The organism is Enterococcus sp. AZ177 (genome assembly GCF_050544585.1).
In the GTDB taxonomy this organism is placed as follows: domain Bacteria; phylum Bacillota; class Bacilli; order Lactobacillales; family Enterococcaceae; genus Enterococcus_L; species Enterococcus_L plantarum.
In genome coordinates this window covers 696,638-720,253 of record NZ_CP172944.1, presented here as the reverse complement: position 1 = coordinate 720,253, position 23,616 = coordinate 696,638, and the positions used below count along the sequence as shown (strand labels likewise).

The following is a 23,616-nucleotide window of genomic DNA, read 5'->3' as shown; positions in this document are numbered from 1 at the left end:
TCCTTACTCATTATCCTTGCAGAAAATAGGGATTCTATCTAGTTCACTCATTTTTTCCTTCGCCACAAACTATACGTCTGAATCACTACCAATAAAACCAACAGAATAATCACTAAAATCAACCAAATCGGAATCTTGCTCACAATTTTCGTTTCTTCATTTTCTTCTTTGATTCTCTTCGCTTGTCCTCTTGTAATCTGAAATTCATTCTCAAATGCCCATTTTTTCCCATCTTGATTGATTTGTGTTTGACTGATATATGTCCCAGGCCGCAACTGTCTTTTGATAGGTACTGGAAAATCCATCATGGAATTCGGCGCCATTTCTAGCGCCTCTTTTTCATACTTGATTAGCGCTGTCTCATCCCCTTTTTTTCGAATAATAAATTTTAGAGCCATTTTCTTTGAAATCGCTGCATTTACATTACGAATCGAATGGATCACGGCTATTTTCTTCCCTTGTTTGGATTTGGCAACTTCTACTGTATCTATTTCAAAATCAGGTAAAACCGAAGTATCTGTCTCTTTTAAGACAACACCTAATACATAATGGAATCGCTGTTGAACTGCCACCTCTTTACTTTTAGTTTCACTTTCAACTGAATTTTTGGTAAAACGCAGTCCTCCTGCAATCACACCATCATATCTTTCTTTTGGCATCTTCAAATGAAAATGAGCAATCTTTGTTTCATAAGGTTGTAAGGACATCGTCGTTTCTAAAACCTTGATCAGAGATTCAAAAGGATATGCCAATGTTTCATCCTGGATCCCTTTTACTGTATAATCGATCATTCCTTCTTCCGTTGTCGTTGCATTTATGGCATTGATAGAAATAGAAATAGGTGAATCTTCTGGATTCACTAATTTAACGTGTAATTCTTGCTCTTCTTCCGGAAGCATTTTCAAATCAAAATAAGATTTATTGATATCGACTTGATTTTGCGGAATGACCGCTTGCACATAAAAGCTATTTGTCTCTCTGCTATCAGTTTGTGCTAAAACTGTTTTTACATTCAAAACACTAAATAAAAAAATAAATCCAATAGAAAATAAGATAGTACTCCCTTTCGCCCCAGAAAAATCACACATTTAAGCCACTCCTTCCATGTTCATCAGAAAAAAAGAGTGGAATAAACGGATGCTCATCCCACTCTCTCAAAATCATCCTTTGATTCTATGGCGCATCGGCCAATGTCCAATCGATCGTAGATGTATGTTTCCCAAGCGTTGCCATTGCGGCAGGCACATCAAGTGTCACACCTTTACTTTCAGCATCTGGCCATGTAAAGGTCCAAGTTCCAGCACCTGCTCCTGTTGCGGCTGTTGCGAATGGTGTTGCCGTAGTAGCTCCACTCGCTAACTTGACTGTATTAACAGGTGTTGGTGCGTCCGCCTCACTATTGGTTCCTACTTGTGTATTTTTAAAATTCAAACTGGCATTCGGTAAAGAAGCTGCAGCGGAGCTGTCTTTAAATCCATTTAATTTCCCGCTTAGTTTCCATCCGGCATTTGTTCCTCTAGCATCTGAAACAACAACAGTGATTGCTTCAGGATTTGTGGGAATATATGAAGCATCATCGACTGAAATCGTTTGTGACGCATAGCTGATTGTAGAAACAGCCTCCAATGTTAAAGCGCCTGGTGTGAACGTAACATCCACATCAGTAGCCTTATTAATATCAGCAGCTGAAGCAGATTGACCTAAAAATAATGTACCAAAAACGACTGATGACAATAAAACGGTTGAACTCTTCATTTTGTACACCCTCTCTTTATTAGTAAACTTATAGTTATTTGGCACCGACAGAAACAATGATTCTACCACTTGATGCTGTCTCAGTCCCAAGTGTTGCTACCGTGCTAAAGGTGATTGCTGTACCGACTGTTAACTGGCGACCAGAAATATCTAGTGAAAATAGACCGTCAGCATTAACTGGTACTTCTTCATAACTATTTCCTGGGAACCTCACTCTAACTCTAAATTGAGTTCCTTCAGGAGGATTCATGATCTTAACGCTTCCTTTGATTATTGCATCACCAACGAAAATAGGCGCTACAACTGGTGTCGGAACAACATAACCTTCTAAAGATGGACTCTTCCCTACTGCAAAAACAATGCTGTCACTTTCTTTCCCTTTTAACGATTGAGCATGTTCTGCAATGGTTACTACTCTTATCGGATCGCCTTCTTTCAGTTTTTTATCAGCTACTGGGATTGAAAAAGTTCCATCATTTTCAAGAGCTACCCTTTTTATAGAACCATCAGCGAATTGAGCTTGCATAAATAGTTCAGTCCCAATTGGAACATTCGTTAATGTGACAGAACCTTTAAGCTCCTTACTTCCTTCATTTACACTTTTGACCTGTGGTTTTGGAACTTGATAGTTCTTCAAAGGATCAATGATTACTTGTAGGATTTCTGGTTCACTAACATTTATGCGTTTCCCATCACTCATTTCAACCACTACGTTCAGTAGATCATTCCCTTGAGCCTGATACTTGTCAAACGGGATTGTAAAGTTCCCCTCCTCATTGATTGAACTACTCACGGTAGTCCCATCAGGTAATGTCACTCTAGCTTTAAAAGTCACCCCATTTGGTACAGGTGAAGCCAGATCGACCCTACCACTAAGGCTAGTTACACCTTCTAGCACATCATCAAGTACTGGTTTTGGAACTACATAATGTATAAACGAATCTTCTATCACTTGTTTGATCTCTTGTTCACTGACTTTGGTCTGTTTTTCATTACTTGCTTCAATCACCACTTTTATTTGATCATTACGTTGTGGTTGATAGGAGCCAAATGGAATCGTGAAAGTACCTTTTTCATCAATAGGACCCATCAACCTTGAGCCATTGGGCAATTCAACGTTTACCTTAAATGTCACACCCTCCGGTACAGGTTGCGCTATTGCTACGCTTCCTTTAAGACTGTCTACACCTTCTAAAATATCCTCGACATTAGGTTTTGCAACGGAATAATTTGTTAAAGAATCTTCCTCTACTTTATCGAAATATAAATTGATCTCATCTCCATTTGCATGGATCGTATTCAATAACGCTACATCAATCACTGGTTTATTAACTGCCATAGCAGTCACCTTTGCTTTTTCAGCAACTACATCAGAAACTTTCGTAGAAAAATTAAACGTAACATCACCAAGTACATTAGCCTGCAATGCTTGAGTCAACACATCCGATGTTCCATTAGCAATTTGCCCTACAAGATCAAGCAAACCATTAACGGCAGGTTTTAGTAACTCCAGAACTGGATTCAATATAGCCAAAAGACCAGTAAATTTTAATCCAGCAACTGCTTCTTTCAGCGGCTCAAATAACTTTGCATACGTTGTACGAACATATTGGCCTAATCCATCAGTGAAATCGACCATCACATAGTTACCATCTGGTGACAATTTCCCTTCAATTGTCGCTTCGTAGCTACCCAAATCTTGAAGAGAGTTAAGCCCTTCAAACGCCTTTTCTAATGAATCAAGTTGTAAGCCTAAAGGTTTCGCCAACCCAAGCAGTCTCGTTACAAGTCCACCTACTTTTAAAACTAAATCTTTGACTACTGGAACATCTCCAGGCACGATTGGAAGCAACTTGGCATTAGTATTAATCAAAATCGGTCCATCCATTTTCCCATGTAACTCCTCTGGAATCGCAAAAACAATAACCTTCGGTGATACTAAACCGACATCCGCAATTGCGGTTCCTTGAAACGAAAGATCTAAGTCATATGTAGAATCTGCATTTTTCTCCAACTTAACACCATTATTGATAACGGTTCCATTATTGGAAGATAATCGTGTTCCTTTTAAGATACTGACATCCACTAAATCTGTCGCATTTACTGACTCAGTAGCTTTCACTTCATACTGACCATTATCCCCAAAAGTTGCCAGTGAACTTGGGATAACTGCAGCTAAAAATAAAACTGTAGTACCCACTAACGTAATAACAAAACTATAACGCTTTTTCATAATTGCCTCCTTTTTCTAGATTAACTCTTATGGACAAATAAGTAATACATGATTAAATTGAATAATACTATCTATATAATAATATTTCAACTATTTTAATTTATTTTTTGTCTAAAAATATATTTAAATCGTTAAAATTACACAACGTTATTATTTTCTTGAAATATCGTGTAAAGTGCTTGTTTTTTATTAGGAAGAATCAAAAACTATTCAGCTGATTTCCTTTGAATATCCTCGATTTTTTTAAATAGATAAACCAGAAGCATCAAATACAGCCTTATTTATAGACTACAAACTGATTTTTTAAGTAAATAAAATAACATTCATTTTCCTGGGAAATTTCTTTCATTATTTTAAATTTCTCACAAAAAGCACCGTCTTGTTAGCTTATTTTTTCTATATTAAAATTGAATTAAGATACCTTACTACATTGTGGAGTATGAGAAAATACTTACATTCTGAGTTAAGGAATGTAAACCTAAATATTGTGGTTCGTTTTGAACGTTATCCTCATCGTACAAAGATTCTAGGTAAACAATCGACAACTGTGCTTTTTTTAAAGATCAAGGACCTTCATTTTAAGAACAGCTCTGACTCTTCAATTATTCACAAAATAGTAAATAAACGGTTGGAATAGGAGCCATTCCTATCTCAACCGTTCTCTTTTAATATAGTTTAGTAAAAATTAGTTTATTGAAATTTATTTGAATCAGCTCCATAAAAAATTAGAAATTATTTTATGGAGCTGATTCAGCAACCTATTAACCATGCCTAAATGAAACAATCATCATTCCTAAACACAAGCGATTGACTTGCTGCTAAGGTCTATACCTTTCATCAAGTTAGTTCCTTTTCGAAAAAATCAGCAACAACATCCATCATCTCACCTTTGACTAAATGTCCCTCACCTTCACCTGTCATAAACTTGCTCTCTTTAGCATAAGGTTTATCTTCAATCATTTGATAAAAATCAGCCACGTCTTCATATGGGATTTTAGGATCTTTCGTGCCATGCCAAAATAAAACTGGACGCTCTGCCAATGTTTCAGGAGCCATTGAAAGATCATAATTTGCTACCCAACTAAGTAACAAAGGCAAATCTTTAGGAACGAAAAATTCCATTTCAGACGCTCGTTCCATTACACGTTCAATATACTTTTGTGGGGCTGGCGTCCCCATCATGCAAGCTGCTGTTTTAATTTCTGGATGCTGGGTCAATAAAGCACATGTCGTTATACCGCCCATTGAAACACCACCAACACCAATCTTTCCATCTTCAATCAACTCTTGTTTCTCAAAATGACGTACCAATTGCGCAAACTCAATGACATTGTATTGAATACTTGACCAAAAAGTCACTGAGGGAATCGGTGATATCGGTCCCGTTTTTCGTTCACCGTGGTTCATCGCATCAGGCAAAATCACACGAATCCCTTTTTTCGCTAATTTCCTAGCCTGAGTCAATGATAGCTCTTTAGCTGACTGCCAACCATGATAATAAATAACTAACGGTAACATACTATTTTTGTTTTCTTCTGAAACAACTTCCAAGACTGGAATTTTTTTGATATACCGATGTCTAATAATGATCTTCATCTTATTCTCTCCTTAAAAAAGGTTATTCTTTTTTAAGTATACACCTTAAACTAAAATCCACTACAATTTTAGTCTTACTGATAGCAATGTTCACTGCCATACTGTTGATTACTCTCTATTTTTTCTCAACCGTCTTCTTCTCTTTCGTCTCTTTCTCCTCTTTAAAAGAACCCTTAAACGCAGTAATGTAAGGAGGACAATGATAGCACTTAACACTCGAGCCAAAATCCTAGCAACTAAATCTAGAAGAGTGTTTTTATTTTTGATTACCTTATAACTGTCTTCAATTGTCTTCAACTCATTTGGTTGAACATGATAACGTGAACTTCCTTCTTTTAGAATATCACTTGCATCCGCATAATTCCCTAATCCATCACTCGCTCTAAGGTACATTTCACCTTCGATACCTTCTCGATTTAAATCAATACTAAATTGGCCTTTTTTATCCACCGAAGTTTCTTGATAATGGTACTCATTATTATCTGTGTAAAACAGTTCGATTTGATACGTATTTTTAGAAGCTGGCATCTTAAGTTCACCAGAAATCTTTTTATTTTCTTTATCGAAATTAATCTCCGAAAAAAAGGCTGTCGGCTTATCACTACTCACTAAATAGGGCACATTTTTGTAATGATAAATAACACCTTCTTCAGAAGTAAAACACAAATCCGTTGAATACATACCGATTTTATCTGTTTTAACTGGATCATTTTCATAATACATATCTCTGATCTTGATCTTGTCACGATAAAAAATTGTTTCAATAAACCCAGCATATCCATTCGTTGGACCATATAAGACAAACTCTGAAAAGCTTACATATGGACTATTTTTAAAAGGAAACTCCAAATAAATCTCTTCTTTTTTCTTTTTAATCTTTGTTGTTTTGCCATTTAACGTTTGCTTACGAGCATATTGATGCGACAATTCGTGTGAAGCATCAAAACTTGACTCATTCGTAGAAGATTCCCCAGTATCTTCTCCGTAACAAATAGAAGGTAAACATATCAACAATAAACCAACTATCACCATCATTTTTTTCATGAAAAAACTCCTTTAACAACCAAGTAATACATTAGTGTTGTAAATGACATTAAACCAATATTGTTTAGATTTTTTTGACCAGCTATTAAATAACTAAAATCATCTTTTCTAAAGTATAATGAAAGTTTACTCGAAAGGAAAGATTAATTTCTTCCTTTATGTCATTTTTATTATAAAAGTAACAAAAAACTCCAAATCCATGTACGACAAGGACTCAGAGTTTCGAGTTATAACCTTATTTTGTTTCACGGTGTAAAGTAACTTTTCTTTCACGTGGGCAATATTTTTGTTTTTCCAAACGATCAGGATTGTTACGTTTATTTTTGCTTGTTAGGTAGTTACGTTCTTTACAAGAAGTACATTCTAAAGTAATATTTACGCGCATGTGTTTTCCCTCCTATATCTAATGTCATATTTCTAAGATATTTCTTAGCCTAAAATATCATATCATGTTTGTTCAAGAATTTCTACCCTTTTAGTGAAATTTGTAAAGGAAAACTACTTTACAAATCTTATTGTGCTTTGTATTCAGCATAGGCATTAACAATCGCCGTAACCATTGATTGATTAGGTCTTGTACTTTCACTGGTTAAGTGTGGTAAAACAACACTAATCGCGATTTCTGGGTCATCATAGGGTGCATAAGCTACTACGTTACTATTCACGGTAATGTGTTCTCCAACATTTGTTTCGGCTGTACCTGTTTTAGCCGCAATATCAAGTGCTGCTCCTTGCATATACTTCCCAGTGGTGAATACACCATTCCCGTGCACAACATCATAAAAACCATTTTGAATGAGTTGCATTTGTTCAGAACTGATGTCGACTTTATTTAATTCTTTTGGTTTTGTTTGCTCTTTCAATTCACCTAGAGAGCCATCAGACTTGTTATCATAAATTCCTTCAACTACATGTGGCGCATAACGAGTACCACCATTTGCTACTGTTGAGGCATATTGTGCTAATTGCATTGCTGTGTACGTGTCATACTGACCGAAAGATAAATCGAGTAAATGCCCTGGCATTGGCGCTGCATCAGAATCAAAATCCTTATTTGATATCCCTGTTGATTCTCCTGGTAAATCGATTCCTGTCGAAACACCCATACCATATTCACCAAATGTTTTACGTAAAACATTAAATAAAGTCGGATCTCCCGTTTGATAAGGTAGCTTCATATTGTATTGATAATCTGTATTCATCATTTTTAATACTAGCTTCATCATGTAAGCATTCGATGAGTACTCTAACGCTTGTTCTGCGGTGAGCGGAATTTGATTTCCTGGAACTTTATTAAAGACAGACGATTTTTGCTCGCTTCCATAAATTTGTAAAGGCTCATCAATCAACACATCATTACCAGTGATCACGCCTTGTTCATAACCTGCTGATATCGTGGCTCCTTTTACTACTGAACCAGGTTCAAATGCTTTATTGATTGTAGCTAATGGATTAGAGGTCAATTCATTTGTTGCTGGATCACGATCCAGTGCAACCATCGCCATCACAGCCCCCGTCTTAGGATTCATCACAACGACATAGGCACCATCTGAATAGGCCGCATTTCCAGTGGCTAATAATTGTTGATATTGTTCTCTTACAACTTGCTCAACTTTCGCTTGAAAAGCCGTATCAATCGTTAGTTTTAAATTTTCACCTTTTTTACCTTCTGACACAGGTTTTTGTGTCACGATCTTGCCGTTGCTGTCTAACGTTACTTCTGAAATTGCTTTTTGACCTTGAAGAATATCTTCATATTGTTTTTCTAAATAGCTAGTACCTACTCGGTCATTTAATTCATACCCTTTTGCGATATACTCATCTGCTTCTTCAGCAGGTAATCCAGCCTTTTGTGACGATACTTTTCCTAAAAGACTTCTAAGATCTGTATCACTTGGATAATCTCTATCCCAATCCATTCCGGTTGAAACGCCAGCGATTTCTGAAGTATGTTCACCAATTATTGCAATCTCGTCTTGCGTAACTCCTTCATTTTTAATAAAGGCCGTATTCAACTCACCTACAGAATTCATTCGTTTAAAAATGGTGGCAGCCTGTAATGTATGCTCATCAAAGTTGATTTCTTCTGGCGTTACTTTTTCCACCGTTTTAACATATAATGTTCCTTCGTCAGTGATTTTATTGCCTTTTTCATCTACTTTGTCAGCATCAGTCAAGCGTTTTTGTGCGGCTTTTAGATTTTCAGGATTTGCCAACCAAAAATCTTTTTTGTCTCGTTCTGTCAATTCATCTGCTGGTACATTAATCAAATCATTGACTTTGTTTGCAATTGGTACTAGGTCTTTTGTCTGAACCTTTTTACCACGCGTATACGTAATAGCCAAATTAGCCTTATTCCCAGCTAATAAATTGCCTTTTGCATCATAAATCTGTCCTCTTGGCGCATTGCTTTTGATTTTTAAAGTCGAATTTTCTTCAGCTTTTTGTGCATACTCCTGCCCTTCTGCAATCTGCAGGTATCCCAAGCGAACAATCAATGCAACAAACAAACCGAAAATCACGAAAAATAGTAAGTTCAATCGGAACGGAATATGTGATTTTTTACTTTTTTGTGTCATAGGTTCTTCATTTTCTTTTTTTAATTTATCTAAAAAGCTCATTTTTTTCATTTATCCTTAATCCTCCATATGAGAAAAGTCTCGCTTCTCTATTGTAACGAAAAAACGTGAAAAAAAATAGAGGGAATCCTCTTACTAAGAAAATATTTAACTTTTACTGAATAAAAAGAGCCTGGTACATAACTAAAAAGGTTATGTTTCAGGCTCTTAGTAACCGAATAAACGGTGGGCGCAGAAGCAACTCCTTCGGAAATAAGCCGAAATTGCTGTAAAAACACAACAAGGAACAAGTTGATGTTGCACAGTACCTACTTGGTCACAAAAATTTGAAGAGCAATTTTCGTAAATTCCTTCTTATTTCTCGGAGTTAAACACTTCTGCCCCAACCTCTTTTTCTAATTATTTTCTACTATAATTCGCTACATCAGCGACCATACTATCTACAAAGATATTTAAATCGATAACTTCTGTTTCTTTACTGCCGTAACGGCGGATATTAACTGTTGCATCATCCATTTCTTTATCGCCAACAACGATTTGATATGGAATTTTTTGTGTTTGAGATGCTCGAATCTTATAACCCATTTTTTCATTACGGTCATCTACTTCGATACGTAATCCTTGTTCTTGTAAACGTTTTTTCACTTCATACGCATAATCAGAATGTGCTTCAACAGATACTGGAATAATAGTTGCTTGAATCGGTGCTAACCAAGTTGGGAAAGCGCCTTTGTATACTTCAGTTAGGTATGCTACGAAACGTTCCATCGTCGAAACAATCCCTCTGTGGATAACTAACGGACGATGTGTATTTTCGCCATCTTCTCCTACATAAGTCAAATCAAAACGTTCTGGTAATAATGCATCGATTTGAATTGTAGACAGTGTTTCTTCCATCCCTAAAGCCGTTTTTACTTGAACATCCAGTTTAGGACCGTAAAAGGCTGCTTCGCCTTCTGCTTCAAAATAATCGATCCCCGCTTCATCTGCCGCTTCTTTGATCATTGTTTGAGATCTTTCCCACATTGCATCATCATCAAAGTATTTTTCTTTGTTATTCGGGTCTCTTAAACTTAAACGGAAACGATAATCTGTCACATCAAAGTCAGCGTAAACTTCTACCATTAACTTCAAAGTGCGTAAGAACTCTTCTTTGATCTGATCTGGACGAACAAATGTATGCCCATCATTCAACGTCATTTCACGTACACGTTGTAACCCAGATAACGCCCCAGATTTTTCATAACGGTGCATCATACCAAGTTCTGCAATTCTAATCGGCAGTTCACGGTAGCTGTGGATATCATTTTTATAAACCATCATGTGATGTGGACAGTTCATTGGACGAAGAACTAACATTTCGCCATCTCCCATATCCATCGGTGGAAACATATCTTCATGATAGTGATCCCAGTGACCAGATCGCTTATAAAACTCAACATTCGCCATGATAGGTGTATACACATGTTGATAACCTAAGCTAATTTCTTTATCTGTAATATAACGTTCAATAGTGCGGCGGATGGTTGCGCCTTTTGGCAACCAGAATGGCAAACCCGAACCAACATCTGGATTAAGCATGAATAAATCAAGCTCTTTTCCTAATTTACGATGATCACGTTCTTTGGCTTCTTCACGCATCTTGATAAATTCTTTTAAATCTTTTTTATCGAAGAAGGCTGTTCCGTAAATACGTTGCATCATTTGGTTATTGGAATTTCCTCTCCAATACGCACCAGCAACTGATAATAATTGGAATACTTGAATACGTCCAGTTGAAGGCACATGGACACCACGACATAAATCAACAAAGTCGCCTTGATCATAAACAGTGATGACTTCCTCTTCTGGAAGCTCTGAAATCAATTCAACTTTATATGGATCATCCGCAAACAATTCTAACGCTTCGCTTTTAGAAACAACTTTGCGGACAATTGGATTATTCTCTTTGACGATTTTCATCATTTCAGCTTCAATTGCTGGCAAATCTTCTGCTGTAATAGGATTTTCACCATTATCTGTATCATAATAGAAACCAGAATCAATCGCTGGACCGACACCAAATTTGATTTTCGGGAATAAACGACGTAGTGCATTGGCCATTAAGTGGGCTGAAGAATGACGTAAAATTCCAAGGGCATCCTCGTGATCTGGCGTTACAATTTCGATTGACCCGTCTTCTTCAATCGGGCGAACTAAATCTATTAATGTACCATTGAATTTACCTGCTAATGCTTTTTTAGCTAAACTGTTACTGATGCTTTTAGCAATGTCCAATGTTGATGAACCAGTCTCAAATTCTTTGACTGCGCCATCTGGAAAAGTAATGTTGATTGACATTTTTGTTTCCTCCAATTTTTTTATCATTGATTATGAGAACCTTAGACTTTCCAACAATATCAATTCACTTGAGCAAAAAAATAAGTCCTAGTAGCTGATAAAATTATCAGCTACTAGGACGAAAAATTCGTGGTTCCACCTATTTTTAAACACAGCAAACAGCCATGTTCCTCAAGCGTGTTAACGGTACGACCGCCTTTGTTTCGACAAAGGTTGGAAAAAGTGGTCATTCCTTGTGCGGGTCTGGAAAATTTTCAGCCGAGATTTTCCTCTCTAAAAGACTGCTTGCAAGTTCAGTTGTCTTTCTCATCAATCATTTATGTGTTAATTTAACCACTTCTTTAACTAAAAAGCAAGCATTTATTAAAAATGATTACTTTTTCCATTTTCCGCCTTGTGCGTAGCGATCTTTTTTCATCTCATTGACAATAACATGGATATTCTCTTGAGGAGCACCTGTATTTTTTGATACAACTTCTGTGATTTCTTTGACCATGTTTGTCAGTTGTTCTTCACTGCGACCTTCAACCAGTTCGACATGAATAAATGGCATAACGTTTCCTCCGTTCAGTTTTTCTAGATACTACAATAATAACATGTTCTACTATAAATTTATGATTATTTTTCAGCATTCAAACAAAACCTCGAGGCAGATTGTTTCATAACAGTTCTCAACATGATAAAGCATCCCTCTAGAAACTAACGTAAAACTTATCTCTTCCAGCTGTTCTTTTAACACAGTTTGTGAAAATCTGTTATGGACTTTCTCATGACTAATTTTTTCATTTTTATCAAAATCACTAATCGAAAAGTGTCCTTTTGGTGGATAAACAAATATGTTCTTTTTAATCTATCTGCGATTTCTAAACCAATTAATCCACTACAACAACCATAATTTAGTACGATTTTATCTGTGGTCGCTCCTGATGCTACTTTGACTTCTCTTGTGATAATCTTGGCTAGCTCTAATTGTTTCAGTGAATCATACGCCCGTTCTCTTTTCTTTTTTTTTGCTAGTAAAAAGAAGCCCAAATTGGACTTCTTTTAATAGTTCTTAAACGGGTTCACCATAATCGACTGGTTTATCAAATTCACCTGGTGCATCGTCATATATATGTCCATAAACGATTACCGGCATTCCAGCATACGCACCGTTGAAGATTTGCGCCACTGCGTCTCCAGGTGTATTGATACAACCATTACTCCCGAAGTTTGTTTTGTAGGCTTCTTTGTTTCCGAAATATTCTGCTTTGTAATCTGCATCATGAATTCCGATTTGAGTCACCACACCACCGAAACTCTTCAATGGCATCCAATATTTTACTGGTACACTGTATTTTGATCCATCCAGCATTTCGCCTTCTAATTTTGTATCCGTATCTTTGTATAAAATCGTGTGGAATCCAGGAACAGTCGCAGTTCCTTTATTATAACGACCAGTGATTACGTCTGTTTCGACAACTTTTACGCCGCCTTTGAAGAAATACATTTTTTGATCATTTAAATCAATCTCAACATAATCTTTATCAACTGTTGACGACTGATTGACATCGCCATCAATTGGTACAGTGATTGTCTCAGTATCTTTGTCACTATTGATTGCTTGCACAATCAAATCTCTTGTTTGCGGCATATTGATATCCCAGCCGTAACTGCCATTGTTTTTATATTTGGTGGTAACACCATGAACATTTTTAAAAATAATTGGTTGGAAAATCGAGCCATATTTTTGGTTTGTTTGCTCTACCCAAGCATAAACCTTATTTTGATCAACCTCACCTTTTGTATCCATAAATGACTGTAACTCTTCTTTTGTGAGAGCCAACTTTTCGCCATTAATATCAAGCGTGATCGCTTTGTTTTCTTTTTTCGACAATACAGCTAATCTCTCCTGTAGACCTTTGTCCTCTTTTGTCAATGTTGGTTTTTGATAAAACTCTTTCACATCATAAACGTAACTACCCTTGTTCGCATCAACATCTGTTAACACTTGGTTCATCAATGCTTCTTTATCCACAACCGTTCCAACTTGTTCTGGTATGATTTGATAGTTACCATCCACTTTTTCGATCCGAGCATCTTGACTTGGAGTTCCTTCTTCGAAGGTAAGTTCGTTTAATTTATTTTTTAGTTCTGATTTGTAATTTTCATTGATTGGTAATTTAATTGAACGATCCCCAATATTTTGTTTTAAATACTCTTCTGTAATTTCATATTTTTCAGGTAGTGTAATTTTTTCTTCTTTATCATTTACTTTGATGACAACAGATTCAGCTTTATTCAGTTCTTCAAGCTTCTTTTTCGCATCTTTTGTGTTTAGCAAACTGATATCAACACCATTTGCCTTCGCACTGATAAAGAAATGTGATTGAAAGTAGACTAACCCGCCAGTAAATATCAATGCCAAAAAAATCAGCAAACCGACTACTGGGACTAACCATTTCTTCGTTTTATTATGTGAGTGATTATTGTTTTGAGGTGCCCTTGTATTTTTTTCTGAGCGGCTAACTGTTTCTTCGTTTTCCATTGAGCTATCTTCCTTTTTTATGATTTATATGCTTCCTTTGATTTTATGCTTTTCCCTGTTTTTGAAATAAAATAAAAGGAAGTAACTCTTCCTTAAATTGTCTAAAATTTTTATTAGTGCTTTTATTTTAAAGCTAGTTTAGTTAAATTCCTCTCATTCTTCAATTAATTTGCTTACATATGAGAAAAAATTCATATTTTTATGTATAAACGTTTAAATTTCAACTATTTCTACTAAACAGGAAACCACAACCATCAAAGTTCGATACAGTGCACTTATCATTCTACCACACATTAGGTAGAGGAAAAAAGACTATTTGGCATTATCTTTAGGGAAATTCTAATTTAATTACAATAAACTTTAAAAACGAACTCAAACCTTGTCTATTTTGTCGAAAAATCCCTTTAATTTAAGAACTTACATTAAAATTTGCTGTATACTCCAAGACTTTCTCTGCTGTTCTTTGATCATATTCCAAGCCATATTTTTGTGAAAATAGCTGGGCGTTATAATCAAATTGTTTTTGTAATGAGACCAAAGCGGACCAAGCCGCATGAATACTAGAAACATCCATTGTTTTTAGAACAGCATCGTATTGTTCCTCCGTCAAATAATCAGGCAAATATTTATCATTTTTCCCAACACTAAACTGATACCCTTTTTCTGCCCCAACTTGCCAAGAAAGCAACCGTAAAAGTTCTTTTCGACAGTTTTCATTTAAATGGTCCGCCGCATAAAACAATTCATTCCGACACAACCCTTTGACCACATAAGTACTGACCCACCAGAACTCATTACAACAATCAAAAAATTCTGCCTGACTTGGAGGTTTGACCCAGTACTCTTGATCCGTCGCTTCTGATAAATTTGGCAACAATTGATGTTTATCCAACAAAATTTCAGCTAAACAATCTCCTTCGTTCCAAGTTTCTGCTTGCTCTTTTGGACACAAAGTAAGGTCGATTCGATTCCCATCTTCAAATAGCATCAAATAAGTATATCTTCCATTTTTAGTTGGCGAAAACAACACCATATCTTCTGGTGTCTGCATAATTAAACGTGTACCAAATCGATTGATCCACGACTGGTCTTTAAGAAAGCTATCCACTGATTCTACAATATAAACAATATCATAATCTTGAAATAGATCTTTTGGCACATTTTTGTTGGTTCGAGAACCGTTCATTCCAACAGCTAGCACTCTAGAATCATCTTTTGCAGTATCTAAAATCAAGGTAAACATTTCTTCTTCAGTTCGCATAGTTGCCTCCATTATTATGGTTTACAAAGAGTATAAGCTATTTTTACTCACTCTGTTATACTTTCTCTTGAAATCGTTAAAAAAACTTTAAATCAATGTTCGAATTCACTATTTTCACTGATTATCTAATACACTGGACAAGAAAGGGTGTGGTGTTATGAAATGGGTGAAACGAATGATGTTGATTATTATAGGCTTAGGAATTACATATACTGCTCTTGTTCTTTTCCTTATTTTGAGTGGAACAAAAGAGCAACCAACAGCAACGCCAGATACTGTGCTTATTTTAGGTGCACAAGTAAGAGGTACATCAAAAGATCATGCTTATCCAAGTACGGTTTTAAAAGAACGATTAGACGCAGCAATCCCTTATTTAAAAGAGCATCCAGCGGCAACTGCTATTGTTTGCGGAGGTAAGGGATCTGACGAGCCTGACAGCGAGGCCAACGTAATGGCGGAATATTTAAGAGCGAACGGAATTTCACAAAAACAAATTTTAACTGAAGATACCTCTACACGTACTAAAGAAAACATCCAAAATGCTCAAAAGAAACAAGCGCTAGGGAATACCGTTATTGTTACAAGCGACTTTCATATGTATCGCTCAAAACTATTAGCAAAGCGTTTGGGTATTTCTGAAATCAGCGGACTACCAGCAGTTTCTAAATCTTCTGCTCGATTTAAAACATATGTTAGAGAAATCGTTGCTTTAGGATATGGTTTACTTTTTGATCATTAAGTTTCAAGACATTTTTTTGCTCTCGTTGTCTTTTTGTACCCGTCATATATTTAAAAAAATTCAAATTGTTCTCTTCTTCTGAGATGGCTGAAAAAATTTGACTTATAAGTTCCTAGATCAATCTTCATCATTCTGGTTGATTTAGGAGTTTTTTCATTCCTCTGATTTCCCCTGTCCGTACTTCATTTTTTGATTAAAATAATAAATAATCCCTGAGATTATTGCTAGAATTATTACTCTAATTACAACAATGAATCTCCATAAAAATTGATTTTTAGGATCATTATCTAAATTGATGGCAGTCGCATTGTATTTTTTTTGCTTCTTTTTCCTTTATTTCAAATTTTTTTCCTAAATCCAATTTTTATATCCGTTTTTCGTTGCACAGTGACAACTCTTTCTAACTAGTGACTATTTAGTCGTTTCAAAAATAATTATATGAGAATATACTAGTTTAAAAATAATATAAGATAAAACCAGTAATCACTTGAACACTTTTTTTACCTAAAATATATTATTCATAACAATATTCTCAATTTTTTATGTATAATTCGAAATATTTGAGAATTTAAAACAAAAATGGTATTATCCATTTGTTCTTAGTTTTTTCATATTGTGTTTCCCTTCATATAGTGTGTGTATGAAGGGTTTATTTTTAGTTTAACTGAACGCGTATATTATACATTCATAGGTTCAAACAACTCGTTAAATATTGTTGGTTTGAACCTAAGTTCTATTCATAAAACCATCAAAGCAACCTGATCTTTTCATTATACTTCTTTGACGCTTGCTAAAAGAGTGCAAGAAGTACGAAGTAGCTGTAAAAAGAAGCCCTTATCGATGTTTTCTTCGCTCAACAACGGTAAGGGCTTCTTTTACATTATATTTTGATTGTTCCATAATTTAGTCTCAATTGTTCAACTTTCCCCATCACTGATACTATCGGAGGTTCACTTTGTTCTGTTTCATAAAAGTTCATAGACATTACGGCTATTTCATTTGCAAATACTTCTATTGAAGATGTATCTCTAAATATTTCTAACACAAGTCTATCATTTAGTAAAGGAACACTTGCCGTACGCTTTGTTAATTGCTCTGTTTCATTTCCTGTGATTGTTAAACCAAAGCTATCACGACTAATAGATAAATAGTCAGTATTAGGATCGTAAATCAGTTCAACAGAAGACTCCTTCGTTCTAAGAACCTTTATTGTTAATGTTTTAGTTTGTCTCAAAATCCCACTAAACTCAATATAGAATTGCTTCGCGTCATTATCATCTAGTTCAACGGATGAATCCTCTAGTTTTTCTTTTATAATAGTTTTTTTATCCATAATCAATTCATATATTGTATTAATTGGTTGTTGAATCAATTTTTTATTGACCACATGAAGTTCACGTGGCAACGTCATAGCCCCTGCCCAGAAATGTCCTAAATCATTTGTCGGCATGTTACGTCCCCACATCTGCATCCAAGCAATCATGATCCGCCGGCCTTGGTCATCTACACAAGTTTGAGGGGCGTAAAAATCTAGGCCAAAATCAATCTCATGGTGATTTTCTACAATAAAACGGCCCGTTAACCAATCTACTTCACCTATAAAAGCTACTGTCGAGTTGATATTTTCATATAAATTATCTTTTTTCTTCATTTCAATCGGAGAAATCAACAAGACATCTTTTCCATCCAAATGAAATAAGTCTGGACATTCCCACATGATCCCTTGATCTCGTTTTCCTATTAGCAATACAGAAGTAAATTTCCAAAGGAATAGATCTTCCGATTGAAATAATAAAATTTGTCCTCGTTGATCCGTTGTTTTTGAAGCAATGACACTGTAATAGATTCCATTGCGTTTCTCTATTTTAGGATCACGAAAATCTTCAATTGGCGCGATCCCCTTAATATGTTGATCCGAAATCACAGGATTTCCAGAAAATTTTTCAAAATGGATACCGTCATCTGATACTGCAATACACTGAACTTCTCGTTTGATTCCTTCACGTTCGTAATGACCAGTGTACATTAAAAAGAGTTTTCCATCTTTTTCAATGGCACTTCCTGAAAAACACCCATCTAAATCATATTCTTCACTAGGCGCTAGTGCTACGGGTAGCTCTTGCCAATGTATCAAGTCTTTTGATTTAGCATGTCCCCAGTGCATTGGCCCCCAAACACTATCGTATGGATAATATTGATAAAACAAATGATACTCACCTTTGTAATAGACAAATCCATTTGGATCATTCATCCAACCGACTGGGGCCATCAAATGATAGCATTGGCGATAAATATCATTGATTGTCCCTTTATTTTCTTCAATAAATTGATTTGCTTGTTCGAGTTTTTCTTTCATTCTATCTCTCCTATTTAATTCCTGTACCAGAACCGCCCAACCCTTGTAGGATATATTTTTGGGCGACAACATAGATGATGATTAGAGGAATCGTCGAAATTGTTAAAACTGCCATAACTTGATTAATATACACAGGTTGTGTCGTGTTAATCGTCGTAATAGCCACTTGCATAGAAAATTTACTCTTATCTGTTAATACCATTAATGGCCAAATATAGTCATTCCAACTTCCAATAAAGGATAAAACCCCAACGGTAGCTACCGCTGGTTTTGACATTGGCAACATAATTGAGAAAAAGATTTTAACGATACTTGCACCATCGATTTTAGCAGATTCAATGATTTCTTCCGGTATTGCAATAAAGAAATTTCTAAATAAATAGATATTAAATGCACTAGCCATAGCTGGTAAAATCACCGCAATACGACTATTAACTAACCCTAATGTATTTACAATTGTAAACTGAGGAATCAGTACTGTTTCCATTGGGATAATTAAAAGTGCTAACAAGAATCCGAAAATCACTTTTTTTCCTGTAAAATTGATTTTTGCAAAAGCAAAACCTGCTAATGAATTGACAATAATCGATCCTCCAGCAAAAGTGATGCCATAAAAAATACTATTTAGTAAGTATGTCCAAATGCTGAATCGTTCAATAACTTCTTGATAGGTTTTAAACCAGTTTGCAGGATTTAGACTAGGTAAAAAAGCTTTAAAAGAAGAAAGGTTTGTGTAGACTTCTGCATTTGATTTCATAGCAGAAACAATCATCCAAAGCATTGGAAAAATAAAAAGTGCCGCTAAAATAAACAATAAAATATATTCAAAAATCATCAGTGGCCCAACCTTTTTTTTCATTCGTCTTTGTCCTCCTTAATTAATTTTCTTTGACCGATCGTAATCAAACCAATCATGGTTGTAAAAATCAACGCTATTGAACTAGAGTAACCTACCATTCGATCGGTGAAGCCTGTCTGGTAAATATAATAAACCATGGTCATTGTAGAATTCATTGGTCCACCTTGGGTCATAACCATTGGCTGAACAATCAACTTAAACGCTGAGATAAGCGTTGTTAATAAGACAAAGATGGCTGTTGGCTTTAATAAAGGCAGTGTTATATAACGAAATTGTTGAAATTTTGTGAAACCATCCATTTCAGCGGCTTCATAGACATCTTGCGGGATATTCTGCATACCGCCTAAAAACAGAAGCATTTGATAACCTGCCCCTTGCCAAGCAGAAACAAAAACAATCGTGTACATTGCCTGTTTAGGACTCGTTAAAAATGGTTGAGCTGAAATACCTACTTTCATTAATAATGAATTGATAAGCCCTTCATTTGGATTTAATAAATACAGCCACAAAATAGAAATAACAACCAAAGACATAACTACTGGCGCGAAAAATGCTACTTTAAATAATAAATTTCCTTTTCTTTTTTTGTTGATAATCAGAGCCATCCCTAATGCTGCTCCCAATTGAACTGGGATGATCCAAATAACAAACTTAGCTGTATTAACCATACTCTTGATAAAAATTGGATCGTTAAATAATTGTTTAAAGTTGTCTAACCCAATGAATTGACGATTGCCTGGTGTCAACAGATAATAGTCTGTAAAAGCGTAGTAGGCAACCATTCCCACTGGAATCAAAAGAAAAATCGTCAATAAAATAAGTGCTGGTGCTAAAAAACTATATCCTACTAAATTTTCCTTGAGTGTCGGTTTACGATTCATTCCGTTTCCTCCTTTATCGCTTCAACATTCTATCAATAACTTGCTGCATTTCTTCTGCGTGAACATCCACTATTTTTTGCACATCTGGATTTTCTTTATAATAACTAGCATCTTGAATTGATTGCTGAAATGCACGGGAAACTTGTGGATACGCTACTACAACAGGACGCGCATGACCTGATTTTTGGTTTTGTTCCATTAGAAAGCGCATTTCCTTGGACACATCATTTTTGATCAATTCGATTGTTGATTTTCTAATAGGTAAAACACTATTCCCCAAACTCATGATTTTACTTGATTCTGTATTGGTGACATACTTTATAAATGTAGCCGATGCTTCTTTTTCTTCTGTTTTAGAAGACATTGCTACTTGCCAACTACCTGTTGGAGAAACTAATTTTTTCGTTTTATCAGATACAGGATACGGTAAAATACCATATTCAAGGCCTTTGTAATTTTCATTTAAATCAGCTATCGTCCATGATCCACTTAGAAGCATTGGATATTTTCCAGTTTCAAACCCCTTTTCAATTGGGGTATTGGTTGTATATCCTTTTTTCACTAAATCCTGAATAAATTGAATTGCCTCTGCACTTTTGGGATCATTAAAATACCCTAATGCTTCCGTACCCGCTTGATTTACAACTTCTCCTCCGTTTGACCAAATAAATGGCGTGTATGCATAGGTAAGCATTTCATCTTTGGATGCTAATTGAATATTTATTGCTGGTGACTCATATTTATTCACTAATTTTTGGCAAACCTCCTGAAATTCATTCCAAGTCCAAGGTTTATCTAAAGTTGGGAGGGACTCCTCTTTGATGCCAGCCTTTCTAAATAATTGCTTGTTGTAATAAATACCAACACTAGACTCAGAAAAACCAAATGCATAAAATTTCTTATTATAAGTTCCTTGTTGAATGATACTATCAAGTACATCATCCATATTTGCATCATCTAGATAATCATCTAAAGGTTCAATTACACCAGCGTTAGCATATGCTGCCGTATTTGGGCCATCCAGAGTGAGGACATCTGGCAAACTACTCGTTGTGATTGCAGCATTCACCTTGTCTTCATAGCCACCACCACTACCGCTTCTTGGAATATATTCAGTAATGGCATTATATTTACCCTGGTATTCTTGATTAAAATTATCCACAATTTTCTGCCAAGCTTTCCCTTCAGGCGTTTCATCCGAAAACTGAACCCAAATTTTTATGTCCCCTTCATTTTTCATTTGATTCTCAGATTCTTTTGAAACGTTTCCACATCCAGAAAAAATAAATAAAACGGCAACGACTACTGCTATGAGCTGGTAAAAATACTTTTTCATTTATCGAATCCCCCAAATCTGAAACGTTTCCATTTTATCCTAAAATCAACAATGGAAACGTTTCATTAATTGATAAAAAAAGGATACCATTGAAAACGTTTTCTGTCAACTGCATTTTAACTAGTATCCACTTCTAAATTTCAGATAAAAACAATAGTGTCTAGAATGAAGTAAGAAGTACCATCCTAAACACAAAAAACTGATTATCGCTACTCTATTCCTTTTGAATCGTTGTACCATTCGAAACAAACGTCACAGGCAAAATAATTCTCTTAGGAACTTCTACTCCTTTTATTTTATTCAAGATAGCATCAACTGCTGTAGTTGCCATCAATGGAACAGATTGAGCAATTGTTGACAGTGTATATTTTCTTTCTTGAGCCATTCTTACACCATCAAATCCTATTAACTGAAAATCCTTAGGTGCTGTTTTAGCAATTGTTTCTAATGTTTCCAAAACGGTTAATCCCATGAAATCATTGACTGTAAAAATACCGTCAATCGTATCGTTTTCCTTGATAAATCGTAAAATTTGGTCTCGTAAATCTGTGATTGGTTCTGGCATATCCAGTATTTTGAACGGTATCTTTTTGTCTCTACAATATGCTAAGAACCCTTCTCGCCGATTCACCGTTTCATTTGGAAATGGTGAGAAACCGCCTATGTATGCTACGCTTTTACATCCTCGCATGACTAATTCTTTAGCAGCTAACATGCCCCCAGCAAAATTGTCTGAGGTCACATACGTCACGTCTTCTGAAAAATGTCGATCTATACTAACAAACGGTAAATTAGACGATACATATTTATCTACATCAGAATAAGTAATCCCGATGATTCCATCAACTTTATTTTGCTTGACCATTTGAATATATTCATACTCTTTTTCTGGATCACCATCAGCATTGCACAAATAAAGCTTATAGCCTTTTTTACTTAATTCTTCTTCAATGTAATAGGCAAGTTCTGAGAAAAAAGGATGCCAGATTGTTGGAAGAATTAATGCTAACGTATTACTTCGATTTGTTTTTAAAGCTCGAGCATATTCATCAGGTTCGTAAGATAATTCATTGATAGCAGCTTCAACTTTTTTTCTAGTAATTTCTTTTACTTTTACACCATTAATGACTCTAGAAACAGTTCCAACTCCCACTCCAGCTAATGCGGCAACATCTTTCATCGTTGCTTTCATCCTATCCCTGCTTTCTTAATACTGATTAAAATTGTAACATATTATGTCAAAAATAGGGAAACGATTCCAAAAAATAGAAGCAAAAATCCTATAATTATTTTCTTATGCAAAATAAGCTATAACTTTGTAGTAATCTCAAAATTAGATTTCTACAAAGTTATAACTCAAGATTCTAGAACTAATCTAGATCAACGTTATGATACACTTTTTGAACATCATCTAGCTCTTCTAAAACATCGATCATTCGTTCAAATTGCTCTAAATCTTCTCCCGTTAATTCCACGTCATTTTGTGCAATCATCTCTAATTCTGCTACGGAGAATTCTTCGATCCCTTTTTCTTTTAGCACTTCTTGCACTGCATGTAAATCTTCCGGCTCTGTATAAACGATGATCTGACCTTCTTCTTCGGTTACATCACGAACATCGATCTCTTTTTCCATCAAATATTCAAGGATTTCATCTGCATCATCGCCTGCAAATCCAATCACACCTGTATGATCGAACATATAGGCTACAGCACCGCTGACACCCATATTACCGCCGTTTTTACCAAATGCAGCACGGACATCTGAAGCAGTACGATTTACATTATTTGTCAAAGCATCTACGATGACCATTGAACCGTTTGGCCCAAATCCTTCATAACGCAACTCAGAATATTGCTCATCACCAGAACCTTTGGCTTTTTCGATTGCTCGATCAATGATATGTTTTGGAACATTATATGTTTTTGCGCGCTCGATAACAAACCGTAATTTCTGATTTGCTTGAGGGTCAGGATCACCCGATTTCGCTGCTACGTAAATTTCAATACCGAATTTTGCATAAACTCGACTGTTATTTGCGTCTTTGGCAGCTTTTTTCTCTTTAATATTTGCCCACTTACGACCCATATTCTCACTTCGCTTTCATTCAT

General features: G+C 35.5%; 18 protein-coding genes and 1 pseudogene. 1 reads left to right on the top strand and 18 read right to left on the bottom strand.

Annotated elements, in window-relative coordinates:
- Positions 1-47: 47 nt before the first annotated feature.
- From IGJ34_RS03480 to IGJ34_RS03425, 12 genes and pseudogenes are all read right to left on the bottom strand, one after another.
- Positions 48-1,088 carry a DUF916 and DUF3324 domain-containing protein gene (locus tag IGJ34_RS03480; protein WP_430598128.1) on the bottom strand — a complete coding sequence of 347 codons (1,041 nt, stop codon included), beginning with the start codon at positions 1,086-1,088 and terminating at the stop codon, positions 48-50.
- A gap of 85 nt (positions 1,089-1,173) precedes the next feature.
- A complete protein-coding gene (locus IGJ34_RS03475) occupies positions 1,174-1,755 on the bottom strand; it encodes a WxL domain-containing protein (RefSeq protein ID WP_430598127.1) in 582 nt (193 codons plus the stop codon).
- A gap of 34 nt (positions 1,756-1,789) precedes the next feature.
- Positions 1,790-3,988: an adhesive domain-containing protein gene (locus IGJ34_RS03470; RefSeq protein ID WP_430598126.1), complete on the bottom strand. Its 2,199-nt coding sequence runs from the start codon at positions 3,986-3,988 to the stop codon at positions 1,790-1,792.
- A gap of 837 nt (positions 3,989-4,825) precedes the next feature.
- Positions 4,826-5,584, bottom strand: a complete 759-nt coding sequence (locus IGJ34_RS03465) for an alpha/beta fold hydrolase (RefSeq protein ID WP_069653341.1) — start codon at positions 5,582-5,584, stop codon at positions 4,826-4,828.
- 108 nt (positions 5,585-5,692) lie between these two features.
- Complete coding sequence (locus IGJ34_RS03460; RefSeq protein WP_069653340.1) at positions 5,693-6,628, bottom strand: hypothetical protein; 936 nt, start codon at positions 6,626-6,628, stop codon at positions 5,693-5,695.
- A 235-nt stretch (positions 6,629-6,863) separates the two neighbouring features.
- Positions 6,864-7,013, bottom strand: coding sequence for a 50S ribosomal protein L33 (gene rpmG, locus IGJ34_RS03455; protein WP_002296119.1), 150 nt, complete (start codon positions 7,011-7,013; stop codon positions 6,864-6,866).
- A gap of 127 nt (positions 7,014-7,140) precedes the next feature.
- Entirely contained in the window at positions 7,141-9,258 is a 2,118-nt protein-coding gene (locus tag IGJ34_RS03450; RefSeq protein ID WP_069653339.1) for a penicillin-binding transpeptidase domain-containing protein, read from the bottom strand.
- 148 nt (positions 9,259-9,406) lie between these two features.
- Positions 9,407-9,593: pseudogene (locus IGJ34_RS03445) on the bottom strand (hypothetical protein).
- Between the two features lie 13 nt (positions 9,594-9,606).
- Complete coding sequence (gene thrS / locus IGJ34_RS03440) at positions 9,607-11,547, bottom strand: threonine--tRNA ligase (protein WP_069653338.1); 1,941 nt, start codon at positions 11,545-11,547, stop codon at positions 9,607-9,609.
- Positions 11,548-11,920: 373 nt separating this feature from the next.
- Complete coding sequence (locus tag IGJ34_RS03435; protein WP_069653337.1) at positions 11,921-12,100, bottom strand: 2-hydroxymuconate tautomerase; 180 nt, start codon at positions 12,098-12,100, stop codon at positions 11,921-11,923.
- Positions 12,101-12,601: 501 nt separating this feature from the next.
- A complete protein-coding gene (locus tag IGJ34_RS03430) occupies positions 12,602-14,074 on the bottom strand; it encodes a L,D-transpeptidase family protein (RefSeq protein WP_069653335.1) in 1,473 nt (490 codons plus the stop codon).
- Positions 14,075-14,483: 409 nt separating this feature from the next.
- The gene (locus IGJ34_RS03425; RefSeq protein WP_430598125.1) at positions 14,484-15,335 is read right to left on the bottom strand and encodes an aminoglycoside 6-adenylyltransferase; all 852 of its coding nucleotides are present in this window, start codon (positions 15,333-15,335) and stop codon (positions 14,484-14,486) included.
- 157 nt (positions 15,336-15,492) lie between these two features.
- Between IGJ34_RS03425 and IGJ34_RS03420 the strand changes: the two genes are divergently transcribed.
- The gene (locus tag IGJ34_RS03420) at positions 15,493-16,074 is read left to right on the top strand and encodes a YdcF family protein (RefSeq protein WP_206838344.1); all 582 of its coding nucleotides are present in this window, start codon (positions 15,493-15,495) and stop codon (positions 16,072-16,074) included.
- A gap of 880 nt (positions 16,075-16,954) precedes the next feature.
- Here IGJ34_RS03420 and IGJ34_RS03415 read toward each other — a convergent pair.
- The 6 genes from IGJ34_RS03415 to IGJ34_RS03390 all read right to left on the bottom strand — a co-directional run bounded on the left by IGJ34_RS03415 (position 16,955) and on the right by IGJ34_RS03390 (position 23,593).
- The gene (locus IGJ34_RS03415) at positions 16,955-18,430 is read right to left on the bottom strand and encodes a glycoside hydrolase family 32 protein (protein WP_430598124.1); all 1,476 of its coding nucleotides are present in this window, start codon (positions 18,428-18,430) and stop codon (positions 16,955-16,957) included.
- 10 nt (positions 18,431-18,440) lie between these two features.
- The gene (locus IGJ34_RS03410) at positions 18,441-19,289 is read right to left on the bottom strand and encodes a carbohydrate ABC transporter permease (protein WP_206838339.1); all 849 of its coding nucleotides are present in this window, start codon (positions 19,287-19,289) and stop codon (positions 18,441-18,443) included.
- The gene (locus IGJ34_RS03405) at positions 19,286-20,170 is read right to left on the bottom strand and encodes a carbohydrate ABC transporter permease (RefSeq protein ID WP_069653330.1); all 885 of its coding nucleotides are present in this window, start codon (positions 20,168-20,170) and stop codon (positions 19,286-19,288) included. Before IGJ34_RS03405 ends, IGJ34_RS03410 begins: the two co-directional genes overlap by 4 nt.
- A 13-nt stretch (positions 20,171-20,183) precedes the next feature.
- Entirely contained in the window at positions 20,184-21,506 is a 1,323-nt protein-coding gene (locus tag IGJ34_RS03400) for an ABC transporter substrate-binding protein (protein ID WP_430598123.1), read from the bottom strand.
- A 214-nt stretch (positions 21,507-21,720) separates the two neighbouring features.
- The gene (locus IGJ34_RS03395; RefSeq protein ID WP_430598122.1) at positions 21,721-22,698 is read right to left on the bottom strand and encodes a LacI family DNA-binding transcriptional regulator; all 978 of its coding nucleotides are present in this window, start codon (positions 22,696-22,698) and stop codon (positions 21,721-21,723) included.
- A gap of 178 nt (positions 22,699-22,876) precedes the next feature.
- On the bottom strand, positions 22,877-23,593 hold the full coding sequence (locus tag IGJ34_RS03390) for a YebC/PmpR family DNA-binding transcriptional regulator (protein ID WP_069653327.1): 717 nt from the start codon (positions 23,591-23,593) through the stop codon (positions 22,877-22,879).
- Positions 23,594-23,616: the final 23 nt, after the last annotated feature.